This is a genomic window from Jatrophihabitans sp. (genome assembly GCF_035474675.1).
GTDB lineage: Bacteria > Actinomycetota > Actinomycetes > Mycobacteriales > Jatrophihabitantaceae > Jatrophihabitans_A.
Map to the genome: position 1 here is coordinate 1 of NZ_DATINC010000158.1, position 18,356 is coordinate 18,356.

Consider the following 18,356-nt stretch of genomic DNA (forward strand, 5'->3'; position numbering starts at 1 on the left):
CGTCGGCGCCCGGCGTGGTCTTGGCGATCTGCATCAGGAACTCGATGTTCGTCCGGGTCTTGCGCAACCGGTCGAGCAGCAGGTCGATGCCCTGCTGCGGGTCCAGCGCGTGCAGCACCCGGCGCAGCTTGATCACCACGGCCAGCTCGTCCGGCGAGAGCAGGATCTCTTCCTTACGGGTCGAGGACTGGTCCACGTCCACCGCCGGGAAGACCCGCTTGTCGGCGATCTTGCGGTCCAGCCGCAGCTCGGCGTTGCCGGTGCCCTTGAACTCCTCGAAGATCACGGTGTCACCGGCGGAGCCGGTCTCGACCAGCGCCGATGCGATGATGGTCAGCGAGCCGCCGTCCTCGATGTTGCGCGCCGCACCCAGGAACCGCTTCGGCGGGTACAGGGCCGTCGAGTCCACGCCACCGGACAGGATTCGCCCGGATGCCGGTGCCGCGAGGTTGTAGGCACGCCCCAGCCGGGTGATCGAGTCCAGCAGCACGACCACGTCGTGGCCCATCTCCACCAGCCGCTTGGCCCGCTCGATGGACAGCTCCGCGACCATGGTGTGGTCCTGCGGGCGCCGGTCGAAGGTCGAGGCGATGACCTCGCCCTTCACCGAGCGCTGCATGTCGGTGACCTCTTCGGGCCGCTCGTCGATCAGCACCACCATCAGGTGGCATTCCGGGTTGTTGGTGGCGATGGCGTTGGCGATCGCCTGCATGATCATGGTCTTGCCCGCCTTGGGCGGGGAGACGATCAGCGCGCGCTGGCCCTTGCCGATCGGCATCACCAGGTCGATCACCCGGGTGGTCAGGATGTGCGGCTCGGTCTCCAGCCGCAACCGCTCCTGCGGGTAGAGCGGGGTGAGCTTGGTGAACTCGACCCGGCTGCGGGCCCGCTCGGGGTCCACGCCGTTGATGGTGTCGAGCCGGACCAGCGGGTTGAACTTCTCCTTGCGCTCGCCCTCGCGGGCCTGGCGCACCGCGCCGGTGACCGCGTCGCCGCGCCGCAGGTTGTAGCGGCGGACGTGGGAGTTGGAGACGTAGACGTCGTCGGAGCTGGCGAAGTAGCCGTTCACCCGGATGAACCAGGAGCCCTTGTCGTCGACGTTGTCGATGATGCCGGCCACCGGGACGAGCACGTCGTCCTCGGAGATGGTCGGCTCGATGTCGTTGCGGCTGCTGGTACCGGAGTCCGCGCGGTCCCGGGACCGGCCGCGCCGGTCGCGGTAGCGGCGGGGACGCCGGCCCTGGCCGTACTCCTCGTCGTCGTCGGAGCCGCCCTGATTGCGGTCGTTGCGGCCGCCGTCCCGGTTGGCGTTGCGGTTGTTGTCCCGGCCGGCGAAGTCGCGGTTGCCGTCCCGGTTCTGGTTGTCGCGGTTCTGGTTGTCGCGGCCCTGGCCGTCGCGGGTCTGGCCGTCGCGGGTCTGGCCGTCGCGGGTCTGGTTGTCGCGGCCGTTGACCTGCTGGTTGTCGCGGGTCTGGCTGTCCCGGTTCTGGCTGTCCCGGTTCTGACCGTCGCGGGTCTGGTTGTCGCGGGTCTGGCCGTCGCGGCCGTTGACCTGCTGGCCGTCTCGGCTGCTGCCCTGCTGACCGTCCCGGTTCTGGCCGTCGCGGTAGCGGCCGCCGTCCCGGGTGCGGGTCCGCTCGGGCTGCCGGTCGCCGCCGTCGGTCCGGGAGGCGCCCTCTGCCGTGCCGTTGCCGGCCGGCGCGGTGGCCGTGCCGTTGCTGGCGGAGGTCTCGGCGGCCGGCGGGGCGGCGGCCGGCTCGATGGTGGTCACGGCGCGGCTGGCGGAGCGGCGGCTGCGGGCAGCCGGCGGTGCCTGGGTGGCGGCCGGAGCAGCGTCAGCGGCGCTCGGGGCCGGCTGGGCCGCGCCGTTGGCGCTGCCCTGCGGGCGCTGGGCGGTCTGGATGGCGGCGATCAGGTCGCTCTTGCGCATCTTGCCGGTGGCAATGCCCATCGAGCTCGCCAGCGCCTGCAGCTCGGGGAGCAGCATCGAGGTGAGCGAGCCGGAACGGCGCTTGGCGCGTTCCTGGGCGGCATTGTTGGCGCTCGCGTCCGCGGACTCGGCGCCGGGCAGGACGATGAGTTGGTCCTGGGTGTCTGTCACAGTGGTTTCGGATCCTTCCGAGTGGTCGTACGTCTCTTTTCGGTCAGACGCACACCGGTGTTAGTTCGGCGGGGACCGCCGGGCCTGATCGAGCTACCGATCAGGGGAACTCGCAGTCGAGGTCGGAGCGGACTTTTCCAGGGGGTGCCCAGCTCGAAGTTCAGTAGGTGCTGACTGAGATTTCGACTTCTGGAGCGTCCGCGCAGGCTCTTCAGGCTGCTTCGTCGCGAGGCTGGACAACCGTGGTCACGCGAGGAATGAGCTAAGAGTAGACGCAAGCTGCTTACTGCGCCAACACGGGGGTGGGTGTGTCGTATTCCGATTTCGTCGCGACCCGCCCCGCCGGATGGCCGCCGGCTCCCTGCGGGGCGGCCGGGCTCACTGTGCGACGGTGCCGGCTCCGGCCGAGACCGGCAGCGCCGTGCACTCCCAGCCGGCCGGCGCCAGCTCGGCGGCCGCCATCGACTGGCCTCCTGCCTCCCCTCCGGTGACCAGCGCGAGCACCGCGGACCCGGCGCCGGACAGGGCCGCGGCGATGCCCCGCTGCCGCAGCGCGGCCACCAGCCCGGCGCTGGCCGGCATGGCCGCGGCCCGGTAGTCCTGGTGCAGCCGGTCCTCGGTGGCCGGCAGCAGCAGCTCCGGGCGGCCGGTCAGCGCCAGCACCAGCAGCGCGGCCCGGCCGGCGTTGAACGCCGCGTCGGCATGGGGCACCCGGTCGGGCAGCGCGGCCCGGGCCACCTCGGTGCGCGACTGCTCGGCCGGCACGAACAGCACCGGGCAGATCCCGCCGGCCGCCAGCTGCTCCGGGGTGGCCGCCTGGACCGCCCGGGCCCGGCCACCGGCCAGCCAGGCAACGCTCAGGCCGCCGAGCAGGCAGGCGGCGACGTTGTCGGGATGCCCCTCGATCGCGGTGGCCAGCTCCAGGGCGTCGGCGTCGCCGAGCCGGGCCCGGCCCTCGACGGCCAGGCCCCGGGCGAGCTCGATGCCGCTGACGATGGCCGCCGCCGACGACCCCAGGCCGCGGCCGTGCGGTATGCCGTTGGCGCACTCCAGCGCCAGCCCCGGCGGCTGGCCGCCGAGGGCGTCGAAGGCGGCCCGCATCGCCCGGACCACCAGGTGCCGCTCGTCGGTGGCCAGCTCGCCGGCCCCGGCACCGCTGACCCGGACCTCCAGGCCGGCGGAGCTGACCTGGGCCCGCACCTGGTCGTAGCGCCCCAGTGCCAGCCCGAAGCTGTCGAAGCCCGGCCCGAGGTTGGCGCTGGTGGCCGGCGCCCGGACGGTGACGGCGCCGGCGACGAACTGCATCAGGCCAGCCCCAGCTCGACCGCGGCGGCGTGCCCGTCCACCGGGATGGTCACCGGCGCCGGCGCCCCGGAGATCGCCCACTCCGGGTCCTTGAGGCCGTTGCCGGTGACCGTGCAGGCCACCAGCGCGCCGGCCGGCAGCCGGCCCTCCCGCGCGGACCTGATCAGCCCGGCGACGCTGGCGGCCGAGGCCGGCTCGACGAACACCGCCTCCCTGCGGGCCAGCAACCGGTAGGCCTCCAGGATCTCCTTGTCGGTCACCGCGTCGATCAGCCCGCCCGAGGCGTCCCGGGCGGCCTCGGCCTGCTGCCAGGACGCCGGGTTGCCGATCCGGATCGCGGTGGCGATGGTGATGGGCTTGGCCACCGGCCGGCCGAGCACGATCGGAGCCGAGCCGGCCGCCTGAAAGCCATACATTGCAGGGGTATTCTCGATCAGGCCGGCGGCCAGATACTCCTGGTAGCCCTTCCAGTAGGCGGTGATGTTGCCGGCGTTGCCGACCGGGATGCAGTGCACGTCCGGAGCCCGGCCGAGCCAGTCGCAGATCTCGAACGCGGCGGTCTTCTGGCCCTCGATCCGGTCGGGGTTCACCGAGTTCACCAGCGCGACCGGGTAGTCGATGGCCAGCTTGCGCGCCAGCTCCAGGCAGTCGTCGAAGTTGCCGTCCACCTGCAGCAACCGGGCGCCGTGCACCAGCGCCTGCGCCAGCTTGCCGAGCGCGATCTTGCCCTGCGGCACCAGCACCGCGCACACCAGGCCGGCCCGGACCGCGTAGGCGGCCGCCGAGGCTGAGGTGTTGCCGGTGGAGGCGCAGATCACCGCCTTGGCGCCGGCCTCGACGGCCTTGGAGATGGCCACCGTCATGCCGCGGTCCTTGAACGAGCCGGTCGGGTTGGCTCCCTCAACCTTGAGGTACACCTCGGCGCCGACCAGGGCCGACAGCTCCGGAGCCGGCACCAGCGGGGTGCCGCCCTCGTACAGGGTCACCACCGGGGTGCGGTCCGAGACCGGCAACCGGTCCCGGTAGGCCTCGATGACCCCGGGCCACCCGCTCGCGTGCTGCCGTCCGGCCATCCCTCGCCCACTCCCCTTGCCGCTGGAACCGTTGCCCGCCCGGGCGAACGCCGCTCAGTCCGGTGGCAGCCCTTCGACCCGCATCACGCTGCGTACCCGGCGGATGAAATCGTAGGACGCCAGCCGGTGCACGGTCGCCGCGAGCGCGGCGTCCGGCGCGAGGTGGGTGACCAGCACCAGGGTCGCGGCGTCGCCCCGGCCCTCCTGGCGCACCGTGGAGATGCTCACCCCGTGCTCGGCGAAGGCGCCCGCCACCGCGGCCAGCACGCCCGGCCGGTCGGCGACGTCCAGCGCGACGTGGTAGCGGGTCAGCACCTCGCCGATCGGCTGGATGGCGAGGTCGGCGTAGGCGCTCTCGCCGGCGCCGCGGCTGCCGCTGAGCCGGTTGCGGGCCACCGCAACCAGGTCGCCGAGCACGGCGCTCGCGGTCGGCTCGCCGCCGGCACCCCGGCCGTAGAACATCAGCGAACCGGCCGCCTGGGCCTCGACGTAGACGGCGTTGTAGGCCTCGCCGACGCCGGCCAACGGGTGGGCGGACGGGATCATCGCCGGGTGCACCCGCACCGCGACCGACTCCCGGCCTCCCGCGCCGGACGGGGAGTCGGTGCCGAGCGAGGAGTTCGGGCCGTGCCGCTCGCAGATCGCCAGCAGCTTGACGGTGCAGTCCATCGCCGCGGCGCTGGCCACGTCCGCGGCGCTGACCTCGCTGATCCCCTCCCGGTGCACGTCGGCGGCGGTGACCCGGGTGTGGAAGGCCAGCCCCGCCAGGATCGCGGCCTTGGCGGCGGCGTCGAAGCCGTCGACGTCGGCACTCGGGTCGGCCTCGGCGTAGCCCAGCGCGGTGGCCTCGGCCAGTGCCTCGGAGAACCCGGCGCCGCTGGCCGCCATCCGGGACAGGATGAAGTTGGTGGTGCCGTTGACGATGCCGATCACCCGGGTGATCCGGTCGCCGGCCAGCGACTCCCGCAGCGGCCGCAGCAGCGGGATGGCGCCGGCCACCGCCGCCTCGTAGTACAGGTCCAGGCCGGCGGCGGCGGCCGCGGCGTGCAGGCTGGCGCCGTCCTCGGCCAGCAGCGCCTTGTTGGCGCTGACCACACTCTTGCCGGACTTCAGGGCGGCCAGCAGCAGGCTGCGGGCGGGCTCGATGCCGCCGATCACCTCGATGACGATGTCGACGTCGTCGCGGGTCACCAGGGCCTGGGCGTCGGTGGTCAGCAGGGCCGGGTCGATGCCCGGGTGCCGGTTCGGCCGGCGGACCGCGATGCCGGCCAGTTCCAGCGGCGCCCCGACCCGGGCGGCGAGCTCGGCGGACTGCTCCGCCAGCAGCCGGACCACCGCGCTGCCCACCACGCCGCAGCCGAGCAGCGCCAGCCGGAGGGGCCGGGGCCGGCTCATCCGGCCCGTCCGGGCACCGGCGCCGGCTCCGGACCGGCCGGGGCGACCGCCCAGCCGACGTCGTTGGCCATCAGCTGCTCCAGGGTCTCCCGGCGCAGCAGCACCTCCGACTCCCCGTCGACCACCGCCACCACCGGCGGGCGCGGGATCCGGTTGTAGTTGCTGGCCATCGCGTAGCAGTAGGCGCCGGTGGCCGCGACCGCCAGCAGGTCGCCCGGGGCGACGTCGGCGGGCAGCCAGCAGTCGCGCACCACGATGTCGCCGCTCTCGCAGTGCTTGCCGACCACCCGGGACAGCTGCGGCGGGGCCTCGGAGGTCCGGTTGGCCAGCACCACGGTGTAGCCGGCGTCGTAGAGCGCGGTGCGGATGTTGTCGCTCATCCCGCCGTCGACCGAGACGTAGTGGCGCACCAGGCCGCCGTCGAGCTCGACCGGCTTGACGGTGCCGACCTCGTACAGGGTCAGCATGGACGGGCCGATGATGGCGCGGCCGGGCTCCACCGCCAGCCGCGGCACCGCGAGGCCGGCCAGGCCGCACTCGCGCTCGACGATCTCGCGCAGCCGGGCCGCCACCCGGGCCGGCGGCTGCGGGTCGTCGCCGTCGACGTAGGCGATGCCCTGGCCGCCGCCGAGGTCGATCTCGGGCAGCTCGATGCCGTGTGAGTCCCGGATCCGGGCCAGCAGGCCGACCACCCGGTGCGCGGCGACCTCGAAGCCGCCGGTGTCGAAGATCTGCGAGCCGATGTGGGAGTGCAGCCCGACCAGCTGCAGCTCGGGATGATCCAGCACCCGGGCCACCGCGGCGGCGGCCTGCCCGCTGGCCAGCGAGAAGCCGAACTTCTGGTCCTCGTGGGCGGTGGCGATGAAGGCGTGGGTGTGCGCCTCGACGCCGACGGTCACCCGGACCAGCACCCGGGGACGGACGCCGAGCCGGGCGGCGAGCTCGGCCAGCCGCTCGATCTCGAGGTGGCTGTCCAGCACGATCCGGCCGGCCCCTGCCGCCAGCGCCTGCCGGAGCTCGTCGACGGACTTGTTGTTGCCGTGCAACGCCAGCCGCTGCGGGTCGACGCCGGCCCGCAGCGCGATGGCCAGCTCGCCGGCGGTGCACACGTCGATGCCCAGGCCCTCCTCGGCCAGCAGCCGGGCGACGGCGGTGCACAGGAAGGCCTTGCCGGCGTAGAAGACGTCGCCGCCGGCGAAGGCGGCTACGTAGTCGCGGGCCCGTTGCCGCAGGTCGGCGGAGTCCAGCACGAACACCGGGGTGCCGTGCTCGGCGGCCAGCTGGCCGGCGGGCAGGCCCGCCACGGTCAGCTCGCCGTCGGCGGCCCGGTCGACGTTGGCCGACCAGATCCGGCGGTTGAGCACCGTCAGGTCGGGCGGCGCGACCACCGGCTCGCCGCCCGGCAGCGGGTGGCCGTGACTGGGGCCGGCGGGATGGGCGGAGTGGCTCACCGGGTTACTTCCGCTCGGGTGCCGACACCCCGAGCAGGGCCAGGCCGTTGGCCAGCACCGTCCGGGTGGCGGCGTCCAGCCAGAGCCGGGTCCGGTTGACGTCGGTGATCTCCTCGTCGCCCTTTGGCAGCACCCGGCAGGTGTCGTACCAGCGGTGGAACTCCCCCGCCAGCGCCTCCAGGTAGCGGGCCACCCGGTGCGGTTCGCGAAGCTCGGCGGCCTGCGCCACCACCCGCGGGAACTCGCCGAGCGAGGTGAGCAGCGCCGTCTCGGTCTCGGCGGTCAGCAGGTCGGGAGCGAAGATGTCGAGGCCGATGCCCACCGCGGCGGCGTTCTTCATCACGTTCACAGTGCGGGCGTGGGCGTACTGCACGTAGTGCACCGGGTTGTCGTTGGTGGCCCGGACCAGCAGGTCCAGGTCGATGTCGATCGTCGAGTCGGCCGACGAGCGGGTCAGCTGGTAGCGGGCGGCGTCCACCCCGACCGCGCCCACCAGGTCCTCCAGGGTGATCACGTTGCCGGTGCGCTTGCCCATCCGGACCGGCTCGCCGTCCTTGACCAGGTGGACCAGCTGCCCGATCAGGATCTGCAGGTTCACCCCGGGGACGTCGCCGAAGCAGGCGCACATCGCCATCAGCCGGCCGACGTAGCCGTGGTGGTCGGCGCCGAGCATGATGATCACCCGGTTGAAGCCGCGTTCCCGCTTGTCGAGGTAGTAGGCCAGGTCGCCGGCGATGTAGGCGGGCTCGCCGTCGCGCTTGATCACCACCCGGTCCTTGTCGTCGCCGAAGTCGGTGGTGCGCAGCCACACCGCACCGTCGGCCTCGTAGATCCGGCCCTGCTCGCGCAGCCGGGCCACCGCCCGCTGCACCGCGCCTGCCTCGTGCAGCGAGTTCTCGTGGAAGTAGACGTCGAAGTCCACCCCGAACTCGTGCAGGCTCTGCTTGATCTCGTCGAACATCAGCTCGACCCCGGTGGCCCGCAGCAGCTCCTGGGCCTCCTGGCGCGGCAGGCTGGTCACCTCGGGGTGCTCGGCGACGATCCGGCCGGCGATCTCGCCGATGTAGCTGCCGGCGTAGCCGTCCTCGGGCACCGGCTCGCCGAGGGCGGCGGCCAGTAGCGAGCGGGCGAACCGGTCGATCTGGGCGCCGTGGTCGTTGAAGTAGTACTCCCGGCTCACCTCGGCCCCGCTGGCCTGCAGCACCCGGGCCAGCGAGTCGCCGACCGCGGCCCACCGGACGCCGCCGATGTGCACCGGGCCGGTCGGGTTGGCCGAGACGAACTCCAGGTTCACCTTCTGCCCGGCGAGGGCCTGCGAGCGGCCGTACTCGGAGCCCTGCTCGACGATGGTCCGGGCCAACGAGCCGAGGCTGGCGCTGTCCAGGGTGATGTTGAGGAAGCCGGGACCGGCCACGTCCACGTGCGCGATGCCCTCGGTGTCGAGCAGCGCCTTGGCGATGGCCTCGGCGATCTCGCGCGGCGGCCGTCTGGCGGCCTTGGCCAGCCGCATCGCGACGTTGCTGGCGTAGTCGCCGTGCGCCCGGTTCTTCGGGCGGTCCACCACGATCTCAGCGGGCGGTTCGGCGTTGAAGGCACCGGAGTCGACGGCACGCCCGATGGCGGCGCGGAGGGCTGCGCTGAGGTCGGCTGGCGTCACCGGGCCCATCCTAGTGCCGGGGAGCTACCGGGTTTCCCTGCTCGCCCCGGCCCGGCAGCCCCCGGCCGGGGCCCGGCTTGTCCGGCTACCGAAGCAATCCACAGCTCGGAGACCCTAGACTGGGCGGCAAGGACGCCAGCGTGCGCTGCGCGCCAGAGAGAACGAAAGCGACTCGATGACCAATCCGACGAAGCCGGCGGCCGGTGGCCCGAAGCGCAACCAGCCGGCGGGCAGCGCCGCTGCTCCCAAGGTGAGCACCGGCAAGACGGCTGCCGGCAAGCCCGCGCCCAACCGCGCCCAGTCCAAGAAGATCGTCAACCAGCGGCAGACGCCGTGGGGGCTGATCATCGCCACCGTGCTGATCGTGGCACTGGCCATCGGGGTGATCGGCTACGCGGTGAGCCAGAACAAGAAGAAGAGCGACGCCTCCAACCCGGACAAGATCGCCGGCATCGTGCACAAGGAGTTCTCCAGCGGCGAGCACAAGACCGAGGTGATCTCCTACGACGAGTCCCCGCCGATGGGCGGCCCGCACTCCCCCATCTGGGCCGACTGCGACGGCACCGTGTACCCCAACCAGATCGCCAACGAGAACGCCGTGCACGACCTGGAGCACGGCGCGGTCTGGATCACCTACAAGCCCGGCCTGCCCGCCGAACAGCTCGACGTGCTGACCAAGCTGGTGTCCGGGCAGCCGTACACCCTGCTCACCCCGTACGAGGGGCTGAAGACCAACGTGTCGCTGCAGGCCTGGGGTTACCAGCTGTTCGTGGACTCCGCCTCCGACCCGCGGGTGGAGCGGTTCATCACGGCGCTGCGGGTCAGCCAGAAGAACACCCCGGAACTGGGTGCCAGCTGCAGCAACCCGACCTTCAAGGCCAACCCGAGCACGCCGGGCCACCCGACGGTGTCCTGACGATCATTCGGAGCTGACATGGTGGTGAGTACCGAGCCGGCGAGCGTGGTGGTCTCCGACGAGCCCCAGCGGCCGGCCGGCCGGTCGCTGCGCACGCTGCTGGCGGCGGTGCTGTGCCTGGCCGCCCTGGTGGTGGCCGGCGGGGTGGGCTACGTCGCCGGTCACCGGGCCGGTTCGGCCACCCCGGGTGCCTCGTCGGTGGACGCCGGCTTCGCCTGGGACATGTCGACCCACCACCGGCAGGCGGTGATCATGGCCAGCTACGTCCGCGACCACAGCACCGACGGGGTGGTCCGGACGCTGGCCTACGACATCGAGACCAGCCAGTTCAACCAGGTCGGGCAGATGCAGGGCTGGCTGGACGCCTGGGGGCTGCCGCCGGAGAACCCCGGCACCCAGATGAGCTGGATGTCCGGCGGTCACGACATGAGCATGATGAGCTCCGGCGGCCTGATGCCCGGCATGGCGACCCAGGCCGAGGTGGACAAGCTGCAGACCATGACCGGCAAGGCGATGGACGTCTACTTCCTGCAGCTGATGCTGCGCCACCACCAGGGCGGGCTGCCGATGGCCCGGTACGGCGCCGAGCACGCCTCGGAGGCCTACGTGCGCAACTTCGCACAGAAGATCATCAACGGCCAGAGCGCCGAGGTGGTGCTGATGGAGCAGCTGCTGCGCGAACGGGGCGCCAGCCCGCTGCCGCCGCCGGCTTGACGGGTGCCGGCCGGGGCGTTGCGCCGCGGCTGATAGCATTCTCGACGGTCAGCGGGCGGCGTTCGCCGCATGCCGGCCAGGGCCGTACGGCCCCCGTAGCTCAGGGGATAGAGCGCTACCCTCCGGAGGTAGAAGCGCAGGTTCGAATCCTGCCGGGGGCACCAGCACAGCGATCCTTACTGGTCTTAGGTGCCTCAAGTGGTGTCATTGCGGCGCCTCCCCCACAACGACAACGCAACACAATCGTGCCCTCAAACGCAGATCAGGTAACGCTGTCTCATGCGCCTACTTAGCAGCCGCAGCTAACAAAGATTTTAACTTCACATCGATTTGATACCGGTCGATCCTCTTCCCCACAAAGCTATCCCTCCGCCTTGAGTGCCAGGAGTATGGTATGCGCCAAATGGGGGGAAGCGTTGAGTTCACTAAGCCGGGTGCATAGAACGATTACTACCAAAAAGAGGGGATCTTCTAGCAGTCCCAGCAAGCTATTTAGGATTGCGCTGACCCTGCTTCTCTCTTCAATAGCTACTCTGACGGGCTGCGACTCAGGCTCTACGCCATGCTGCAATTCAACGCCTCCAGAGTGCGCGAATAGAGTTGCCATTGTCGCTGCACAACGTGCCAATCAGCCTAAACTCGAAGTTAAGGGTAAACTGTCTACAATCATCAACTGCGCAGTTGAGCAGCACTCTACGGTCGCTTTTTTCCTTGCAGACGGTAATCCTGACGGGCCCTACAAAATTATTCATTTAACTAATAACGGTAACAATAGTGGCAGTCGCGACACAATCGATGATCAGAATCGCACCAACGTTAGGCAGGTCTTACAAATTTTAAAAGCCAAAATAAGCCAGTCAAACCCGCTTCAGGCCATAAACCTTGCCGCTGATTGGTTGGCCGAAGAGGACGCGACAAAACAATTAGTTATTCTAGACTCTGGCCTGCAAACAGTTGCGCCTTTACGCTTCGAGGACAATCTTCTGAATCCGAAGACTAACGCCAAGAACGTAGTCTCAGCAATAATCGCTGCGCAATCGATTCCCCATCTTGAAAATATCGACGTCATATGGTTGGGGATGGGGCAATCGACACCACCCCAGCAGACATTAACAAGTAGCGCAAGAAACAAAGAGCTCGAAATTTGGCGTGGCATTCTGAGTCAAGGCAATCCCAAAAGTTTAGATCTTAAGCATCAAATAAAACAACAGCCATCCGTAAGTGGGTTACCTGAAGTATCAACTGTTCCAGTAACATTTGATGCGTCTGCGACAGGACCATCATGTGCCCCCTTCACAAGCACAGTTACTTGGAAAGATGTCAGCTTCAAGGGAGAGACTGCGGAACTGGTCGATCCAGCAGCAGCAAAGAAACGGATCACCAAGCTTGCTAGCGAGCTAGTTACAGGAAATTATCACTCAATTAGCCTTAAGGGAACTACTGCTGACTGGGGCGATTTACCGGGACAAAAATCACTGGCACGGCTGCGCGCCATCGTAGTTGAGCGCTTATTGACAATCAGTGGCGTTCAACCAAAATACATAGCTTCTGTTGAAGGCTTGGGATCCGAATTCGCTGGTCACGTAAATGAGTATGACTCGCATGGGAAATGGAATGAAGAGCTTGCTGCGCTGAACCGCCAAGTCATTGTCCTGGCTACCGCTCAGCGGTGCCAATGAGGTCCCTGAGAGAGGCCTGATGTCACTGAGTCGCTGGTATGCGCTTCGTTTCCGGAGCCGTCGAGAGGATGATGTCTGGGATTTCGTGGCCAAGCTCGCCAAGCAATCTGCGGTATCAGACCAAACTCTGGCCCTTTCACAGGCAATTGAGGAAGCACGTCTAGATGCAGGCAGTTACGACACTTTTACCATGGGCGTCGATCAGCCTTTAGCATACCGGATAGAACTTGAAGCAAAAAGCCGCAAATGGTTGGCCGACCTACATTTGCAGGAGTCTTGGAGGCAAATTCGAACGGAACGGAAGTGGGCTCAAACCATTGAAGAAATCGTCGAAGAGCGCGAAAGGGCTGCCAATTTCGAGACTCAGCTTAGCGACGCGAATATAATCGCAACAGAACAAAAAGAAACGCTTCAAGGGGACGGACCGTATGCCGACCCGGCGCGAGTATACGAATCTGCTGCTATATCGTTACTGAAAGAGCTAGCACCTTCAACTGTTGTAGGCTCTTCGGAAGTAAGCCTTAACTACCTAGTTTTTGAAGGTTTTAACTTTACTACATTCGAAACCTGGGTGCTATCTATAACAATCAGCATTGCATGCGTATTCGGCGCACATTTGATTGGAGTATGGTCTCGAAAGCGGCGCGGTGTGGCAGATAATTGGCGACAGAAGGCACTGCGCTTCTTACTTCCCGCGGCACTGGCAAGTCTTCTATCTCTCGTACAAGTTATGGTTGCAGTTCTCCGAGGCGGTTTCCTTAATAAGCCGCAAACTAATGACGATGGTGATCAACTCCCATCTCTTCTTGCTGGTATGCATATTCCTCTATGGTTAATAATTGTCGGGTGGTGGGCTTTACAAGCGGCGCTCACGATGTATATTGCCTCACACGTTGAGGAAACCCACAATCCTCATGTGCAAGCCCATCGCAAGGCACTTCGCCAAACGGAATTAGCGTCACAGACATTGACGCGCAGTCGTTCGCGTATCGCCAGCTTGGAAATGACGGAGATCACGCTTTCCAAGGACCTCGAGCGTATTTCATTGGCATTCGCGGAACAAAGAAACGCCATGGATGCATTCACGGATCAGCTGATGGCCGTATACATTCGGGCTCTGAGCCGCACTAAGCTCGATCCAGAGTTCACTGCGGTTGCCGAACAGCGATTAGCCCGCGACCATCGCGCTTCATCTCCACCCGAGGTTCCCACTGAACTACACTCAGTACCTCCGGAATATGACGAGGAAAAACCCGCATGACGCGGATCGCGAAAGGGGATGCAGCGGCCAGCGCAGACTTCATCCTCAGGGTTCCCACGGCACGCCCTGTGGACTTTTGGGCATTATTTAAAGCGACCCGTGCGGGACGACGAGACCGGAAAAGTTTTTTTATAGATGAATCTGGACGCGCCCCTTATATTGCGTACCTTGAAGGTATTACTGCCATCTCCGAAGCCACTGTAGGACAAGCTTTATATGGAGCCGTCTCTAAGCTCGATCAAGAATTCGTTTCATTATGTGCCGCGATCGCACAGCACCGGCAAAAGCTCACGCGAGCCGCTCCTAATAGTGATGACGCCTCCCCAAATGCCCCTACCTTAATGTTGCCATACACTATCAGAACAGCGACCATAGCTCGCCGGCATGCATTGGTCGACTTGCAGCTACAAAACGATACACAGCGCATAGCCGAGCTAATCGAATTGTTACCGGCTAAGCTAGTAGCGCGACGGTACCTTATAGACAGAGCTAGAGCTATTGTTGCCGGTTATATCGGCCGGTTTTCTTCATTAGCAGCCGCGCACAGCCGCGGCTTACTTACTCCGACACGCCGCGGAGCATCGCCTAGAGGCCACTTAACTAACATCTCTCTACCTCACTATACGCCTATTTCTCCATGGATGAACGGTGACCTCCCTATCCTTGTGGCACGCATTGATTTTGCAACCCAAGAGGTTATTACCTGGGCTGTGCAGAAGTTTGACCGCTCCGACAGCAGCAAATTGTAGCCAGTCCGGAGTTAGAGTGTTCGTGAACCAAGGTTGGTATGGTTGATGCGCGTGCGACGCCCTTGAGGTGATTGAAGCCCGTCTGCACCTCTTAATCCGGAACACGACAGGGTTAGGTGCTGGCTTGGGCGACGTTCTGTGGAAGTCGCTATTTTGTGTTCGTGCTAGCCGAGCCGTGGGGCGTGCTGTAGGGCTGGCCGAGGCTTTCGCATTTCATATCGCGTACGGGTGGGTTCGCCCGTCCTGTATAAATCGGGATAGGGTGGGACTCTGACAACGAGCTTTCCTATTATCTAAGATCAATCAATCATCCGCGGCAGCCAGGCACTCGACCGCCTCATGCCCAAGTTGCCCGCGAGGTTTGGGCGACTAGGACTCCCGTACAAGTCGTGCCGCGTCCCGGTCGCAGGCATTACGGAGAGGCTTCGCCGCGGTTCAAAGATGTGTTGTACTGTAGTGACTTGTCCAGAAAAAGTATTATTCGTTTAATTGATAAGTTTGTAAGATGCGCGATCAAGGGCTCCGAAGTACTCATCGGTCCCCGACCGGCTGCGACGCGGCAGTGCCGGCCGAACTTCCCGAACCCGATTGGCTTCGACAACCGCCCAAACGGCCGAAGGCCGCCCTGGAGCCGGAGACCGCCCGGGAACCAAAGGCGCGCCCGGGAGGGTCGGTAGCGTGGCGGGGCCGGGTGCGATAGCCTCCCCTCCGCCTCAAGGCACCGGCACCGCGTAGGCAGGCGGTATCCGCGATCGCGAATACCACTGAGGGCGCTCGTGCGCCCGCTGCCGAAGCGGCGCTCGGAGATCAACCCGCGGCTAGCATCGTCGACCGTGGCGCCATCGGACGGACGGAGACAGTCCCATATCCAGTGACACGCAGCCGCAGAGTGCCGGCATCTGGCAGACCTTCAGCGAATCGCCGATGGCGGTCAAGGCCATCTTCGCCGGAGCGTTCGTCAACCGGCTCGGCGCCTTCCTAAGCATTTTCCTGGTGTTGTTCGTGGCATCCAAGGGCCACTCGGCCGCCGCCGCCGCGGCCACCCTCGGCGCCTACGGGGTGGGCGGGGTGATCGGCACCCTGATCGGAGGGGTGCTGGCCGACCGGCTCGGCGCTCGGACGGCCACGGTGTTCAGCATGGCCAGCTCGGCGGTGCTGACCGTGTCGCTGCTGTACCTGCCGAACTACGCCCTGCTGTTCGCCGTGACCGCGGTGCTCGGCCTGGTCAGCCTGGTCTTCCGGCCGGCCTCGGCCACCCTGCTGTCGGAACTGACGCCGGAGAGCCGGCAGGTGATGGTCTTCGCGATGTACCGGTTCGCGGTCAACGTGGGCACCACCGCCTCGCCGCTGCTCGGCTACGCGCTCTACGCCGCCGGCGGCCACCGCTACACCCTGCTCTTCTGGGGTGAGGGGCTGGTCGCGGTGGTCTACGGCATCCTGGCGCTGTACGCACTGCCCCGCAAGGAGCGCGCGCCCCGCACGGACGCCGCAGGCGATGCCGAGCCGGCCGACAGCTTGCTGGACGTGTTGCGCAACCGGCGCTACGTGATGTTCCTGATCGCGGTCTTCTTCAACACCGTGGTGTACATGCAGTACCTGAGCACGCTGCCGCTGGACATCAAGGCCCAGGGCGTCGCGTTGATCTGGTACACCGTGGCAGTCGCGTTGAACGGGGCGATCGTGATCGCGTTCGAACTGCCGCTGACCAAGATTTCCCAGCACTGGCCGGTCAAGGTCTCGATCTGCTCGGCATGCGTGCTGGTCGGGTTGGGGATGGCCAGTTACGGCCTGCCGCTCGGCCCCGCCGTGGTGGTGCTCGGCACGTTGATCTGGACGACCGGTGAGATCGTCGGCGCGCCGGCGATGTTCGCCTACCCGGCAATCGCCGGGCCGGCTCAGCTGAAGGGCCGCTACATCGGCACCTTCCAGTTCATGTTCGCCGCGGGCTCCGCGCTCGGACCGGTGATCGGTGGCCTGCTGTTCACCGCCCTGGACCACCGGGTCTGGCCGGTGGTCTCGGTCGGTTCGTTCATCGCCGCGCTGCTGGTGGTGATCGCCGTCCGGCAGCCGGCCGCCGAGGCCGAGCAGGAGCTGGCCGAGGCCGAGCTGGCGGAGGTGCCGACCCCGCTCGTGCCACCGGCCGTCGAGTCACCACCAGCACTCGAGATTCCGCCGGGCACGGCGGCCGGCGAGGTGACCGGCGCCGAGCGCCGGTGAGGATTCCCGCTCCGCGCGCCGGCGGGTGGCGCCGGTCGAACCCGGCGCTAGGCGAGCCCCAACCCGCCGGCCAGGGTAACCACCTGTCCGGTGAGCGACGGTCCGCTGCCGGCGATCAGGTGCCACACGGTGTCGGCCACCTCGTCCGGGGTGACCAGCCGACCGAGCGGCACCCGGGACAGGTACCGGGACAGCGCGTCGTCGAGATCGGCGGCCACCGTGCCGAGCACGTCGTCGCGCAGGCCGGTGTCCACCAGCGCGGGCGCCACCGCGTTGCACCGGATCGGCAGGCCGGCCCGCGCGCAGTGCAGCGCGATCGAGCTGGTCAGGTGCCGCACCGCGGCCTTCATCGCACCGTAGGCAATCATCCCGGGGGTAGCCATCTGCCCCGCCGTCGAGGACACGTTGACGATCGAGAACGGATGCGGCCAGGCCCGGCTGATCACTTCCCGGCAGCCCAACCAGGCCCCGACCACGTGGCTGTCCAGCAGCTCGTGCCAGGTCTGCGGTGAGGTCGACAGCACGTCCTGCGGGGTGTCGCCCAGCCCGCCAGCGGCGTTCACCAGCGCATCCAGTCGACCGTGCCGGTCCAGCACCGCGTCGACCACCTGCCGCCAGCTGGCCGGGTCGCAGACGTTGTGTTCCAGCCCGCCGGGGCCGGGATGGCGGCCGGTGCGTACCGCGGTCGCCCCGGCCTGCTCGGCCCGCGCGGCGATCGCGGTGCCGAGGCCGCCGAAGCCGCCGGTGATCAGGACGACGGTCATGCCGGGGCTCCGGTGCCGAGTCGGGCCTGTAGCCGCCGGCTGGCTTCGGTGAGGGTGTTGGGTTGTTTGCACAGGGCGAAGCGGACCATGCTGGCTGCTTCGGGGACGGGGTGGGAGTAGAACACCGACAGGGGTAGGCCGGCGACCCCGTGGTCGAGGAGCATCCGTTCGCACCAGGCGGTGGCGTCTTGGCCGACGTCGGCGAGCACGTAGAAGCCGGCCTCGGGCACCCGGGTGGGGATGCCGAGGCTGGTCAGGGTGTGAACGAACCCGGTCACCTGCTCCGACAGCGCGGTCACCGTGCTGGCCATCAGGTCGTCGAAGTCGGGGCTGTCCAGCACCCGGGCCACCGCCAGTTGCAGCGGGGCGGCCGGGCAGAAGGTGACGAACTGGTGCGCAGCCCGAATCCGACGGGTCAGGGCGGGCCCGGCCAGCGCCCACCCGACCCGCCACCCGGTCACGGCCAGCGTCTTCGACGCCGAGGAAATCTTGACCCGCAACTCCGGATCGGCCACCCGCTCCAACACCCCCCGATGCGGCCGGCCGTCCAGCACCAGGTGCTCATAGGTCTCATCCGAGACCACCACCACCCCCCGGGACTCGGCCAACTCCACCACGGCCTGCCACTCCAGGTCATCCAGGCACCGCCCGAACGGATTCCACGGACTGTTCACCACGATCACCCGGGTCGCCGGGCTGGTCACCGCCGCCAACACCGCCGCGTCCAGCCGATCCCCCGGCCCGGTCAACCGGACCGGGCGGACGATGCCGCCGAAGCCGGTGATCACCGGCGCGTACTGCTCATACGCCGGCTCCACCACAATCACCTCATCCCCCGGGCGAATCAGCGCCGCCATCGTGCTGTAATACGCCTCCGTCGCACCGGCACACACGGTGACCTCGGTGTCCGCATCCAACGGCCCGTACCGGCCGGCCAACGCCGCCCGCAACACCGGATGCCCGGCACTGGGCGCGTACTGATGCTCCGCCCCCGCCCCCACCCCGGCCAACGCCGCCAACACCTGCGCCGGCGGCCCATGATCGAACACCCCCTGCGCCAAATTCACCGCACCA

14 protein-coding genes and 1 tRNA gene are annotated in these 18,356 nt (G+C 67.6%); 7 read left to right on the forward strand and 8 right to left on the reverse strand.

Annotated elements, in window-relative coordinates:
* From rho to argS, 6 genes are all read right to left on the reverse strand, one after another.
* Window positions 1-2,101: transcription termination factor Rho (rho, locus tag VLJ82_RS18400; protein WP_408664817.1), on the reverse strand; the 2,101-nt coding region annotated here is incomplete at its 3' end.
* A 378-nt stretch (window positions 2,102-2,479) separates the two neighbouring features.
* Window positions 2,480-3,406, reverse strand: a complete 927-nt coding sequence (thrB, locus tag VLJ82_RS18405) for a homoserine kinase (RefSeq protein WP_408664818.1) — start codon at window positions 3,404-3,406, stop codon at window positions 2,480-2,482.
* The gene (gene thrC, locus VLJ82_RS18410; protein WP_408664819.1) at window positions 3,406-4,479 is read right to left on the reverse strand and encodes a threonine synthase; all 1,074 of its coding nucleotides are present in this window, start codon (window positions 4,477-4,479) and stop codon (window positions 3,406-3,408) included. The genes thrB and thrC overlap by 1 nt, the downstream gene beginning before the upstream one ends.
* Window positions 4,480-4,533: 54 nt before the next feature.
* A complete protein-coding gene (locus VLJ82_RS18415) occupies window positions 4,534-5,874 on the reverse strand; it encodes a homoserine dehydrogenase (RefSeq protein ID WP_408664820.1) in 1,341 nt (446 codons plus the stop codon).
* Window positions 5,871-7,325 (reverse strand): diaminopimelate decarboxylase, encoded by a 1,455-nt coding sequence (gene lysA, locus VLJ82_RS18420; protein ID WP_408664821.1) that lies wholly within the window; start codon window positions 7,323-7,325, stop codon window positions 5,871-5,873. The genes VLJ82_RS18415 and lysA overlap by 4 nt, the downstream gene beginning before the upstream one ends.
* A gap of 4 nt (window positions 7,326-7,329) precedes the next feature.
* A complete protein-coding gene (gene argS / locus VLJ82_RS18425; protein WP_408664822.1) occupies window positions 7,330-8,982 on the reverse strand; it encodes an arginine--tRNA ligase in 1,653 nt (550 codons plus the stop codon).
* 175 nt (window positions 8,983-9,157) lie between these two features.
* On the opposite strand from argS, the gene VLJ82_RS18430 reads away from it, so the two are divergent.
* The 7 genes from VLJ82_RS18430 (at window position 9,158) to VLJ82_RS18460 (ending at window position 16,518) form a co-directional block, all read left to right on the forward strand.
* Window positions 9,158-9,898 carry a DUF3105 domain-containing protein gene (locus tag VLJ82_RS18430; protein ID WP_408664823.1) on the forward strand — a complete coding sequence of 247 codons (741 nt, stop codon included), beginning with the start codon at window positions 9,158-9,160 and terminating at the stop codon, window positions 9,896-9,898.
* 18 nt (window positions 9,899-9,916) lie between these two features.
* Window positions 9,917-10,612 carry a DUF305 domain-containing protein gene (locus VLJ82_RS18435; RefSeq protein ID WP_408664824.1) on the forward strand — a complete coding sequence of 232 codons (696 nt, stop codon included), beginning with the start codon at window positions 9,917-9,919 and terminating at the stop codon, window positions 10,610-10,612.
* 89 nt (window positions 10,613-10,701) lie between these two features.
* A tRNA-Arg gene (locus VLJ82_RS18440) sits at window positions 10,702-10,776 on the forward strand.
* Between the two features lie 270 nt (window positions 10,777-11,046).
* Window positions 11,047-12,291 (forward strand): hypothetical protein, encoded by a 1,245-nt coding sequence (locus VLJ82_RS18445; protein WP_408664825.1) that lies wholly within the window; start codon window positions 11,047-11,049, stop codon window positions 12,289-12,291.
* An 85-nt stretch (window positions 12,292-12,376) separates the two neighbouring features.
* Window positions 12,377-13,552, forward strand: a complete 1,176-nt coding sequence (locus VLJ82_RS18450) for a hypothetical protein (protein ID WP_408664826.1) — start codon at window positions 12,377-12,379, stop codon at window positions 13,550-13,552.
* Window positions 13,549-14,301, forward strand: coding sequence for a hypothetical protein (locus tag VLJ82_RS18455; protein ID WP_408664827.1), 753 nt, complete (start codon window positions 13,549-13,551; stop codon window positions 14,299-14,301). The genes VLJ82_RS18450 and VLJ82_RS18455 overlap by 4 nt, the downstream gene beginning before the upstream one ends.
* Window positions 14,302-15,225: 924 nt before the next feature.
* A complete protein-coding gene (locus VLJ82_RS18460; protein ID WP_408664828.1) occupies window positions 15,226-16,518 on the forward strand; it encodes an MFS transporter in 1,293 nt (430 codons plus the stop codon).
* A 47-nt stretch (window positions 16,519-16,565) separates the two neighbouring features.
* On the opposite strand, the gene VLJ82_RS18465 is transcribed toward VLJ82_RS18460, so the two are convergent.
* On the reverse strand, window positions 16,566-17,282 hold the full coding sequence (locus VLJ82_RS18465; RefSeq protein WP_408664829.1) for an SDR family NAD(P)-dependent oxidoreductase: 717 nt from the start codon (window positions 17,280-17,282) through the stop codon (window positions 16,566-16,568).
* On the reverse strand, window positions 17,279-18,349 hold the full coding sequence (locus VLJ82_RS18470) for a pyridoxal phosphate-dependent aminotransferase (RefSeq protein ID WP_408664830.1): 1,071 nt from the start codon (window positions 18,347-18,349) through the stop codon (window positions 17,279-17,281). Before VLJ82_RS18470 ends, VLJ82_RS18465 begins: the two co-directional genes overlap by 4 nt.
* Window positions 18,350-18,356 lie beyond the last annotated feature (7 nt).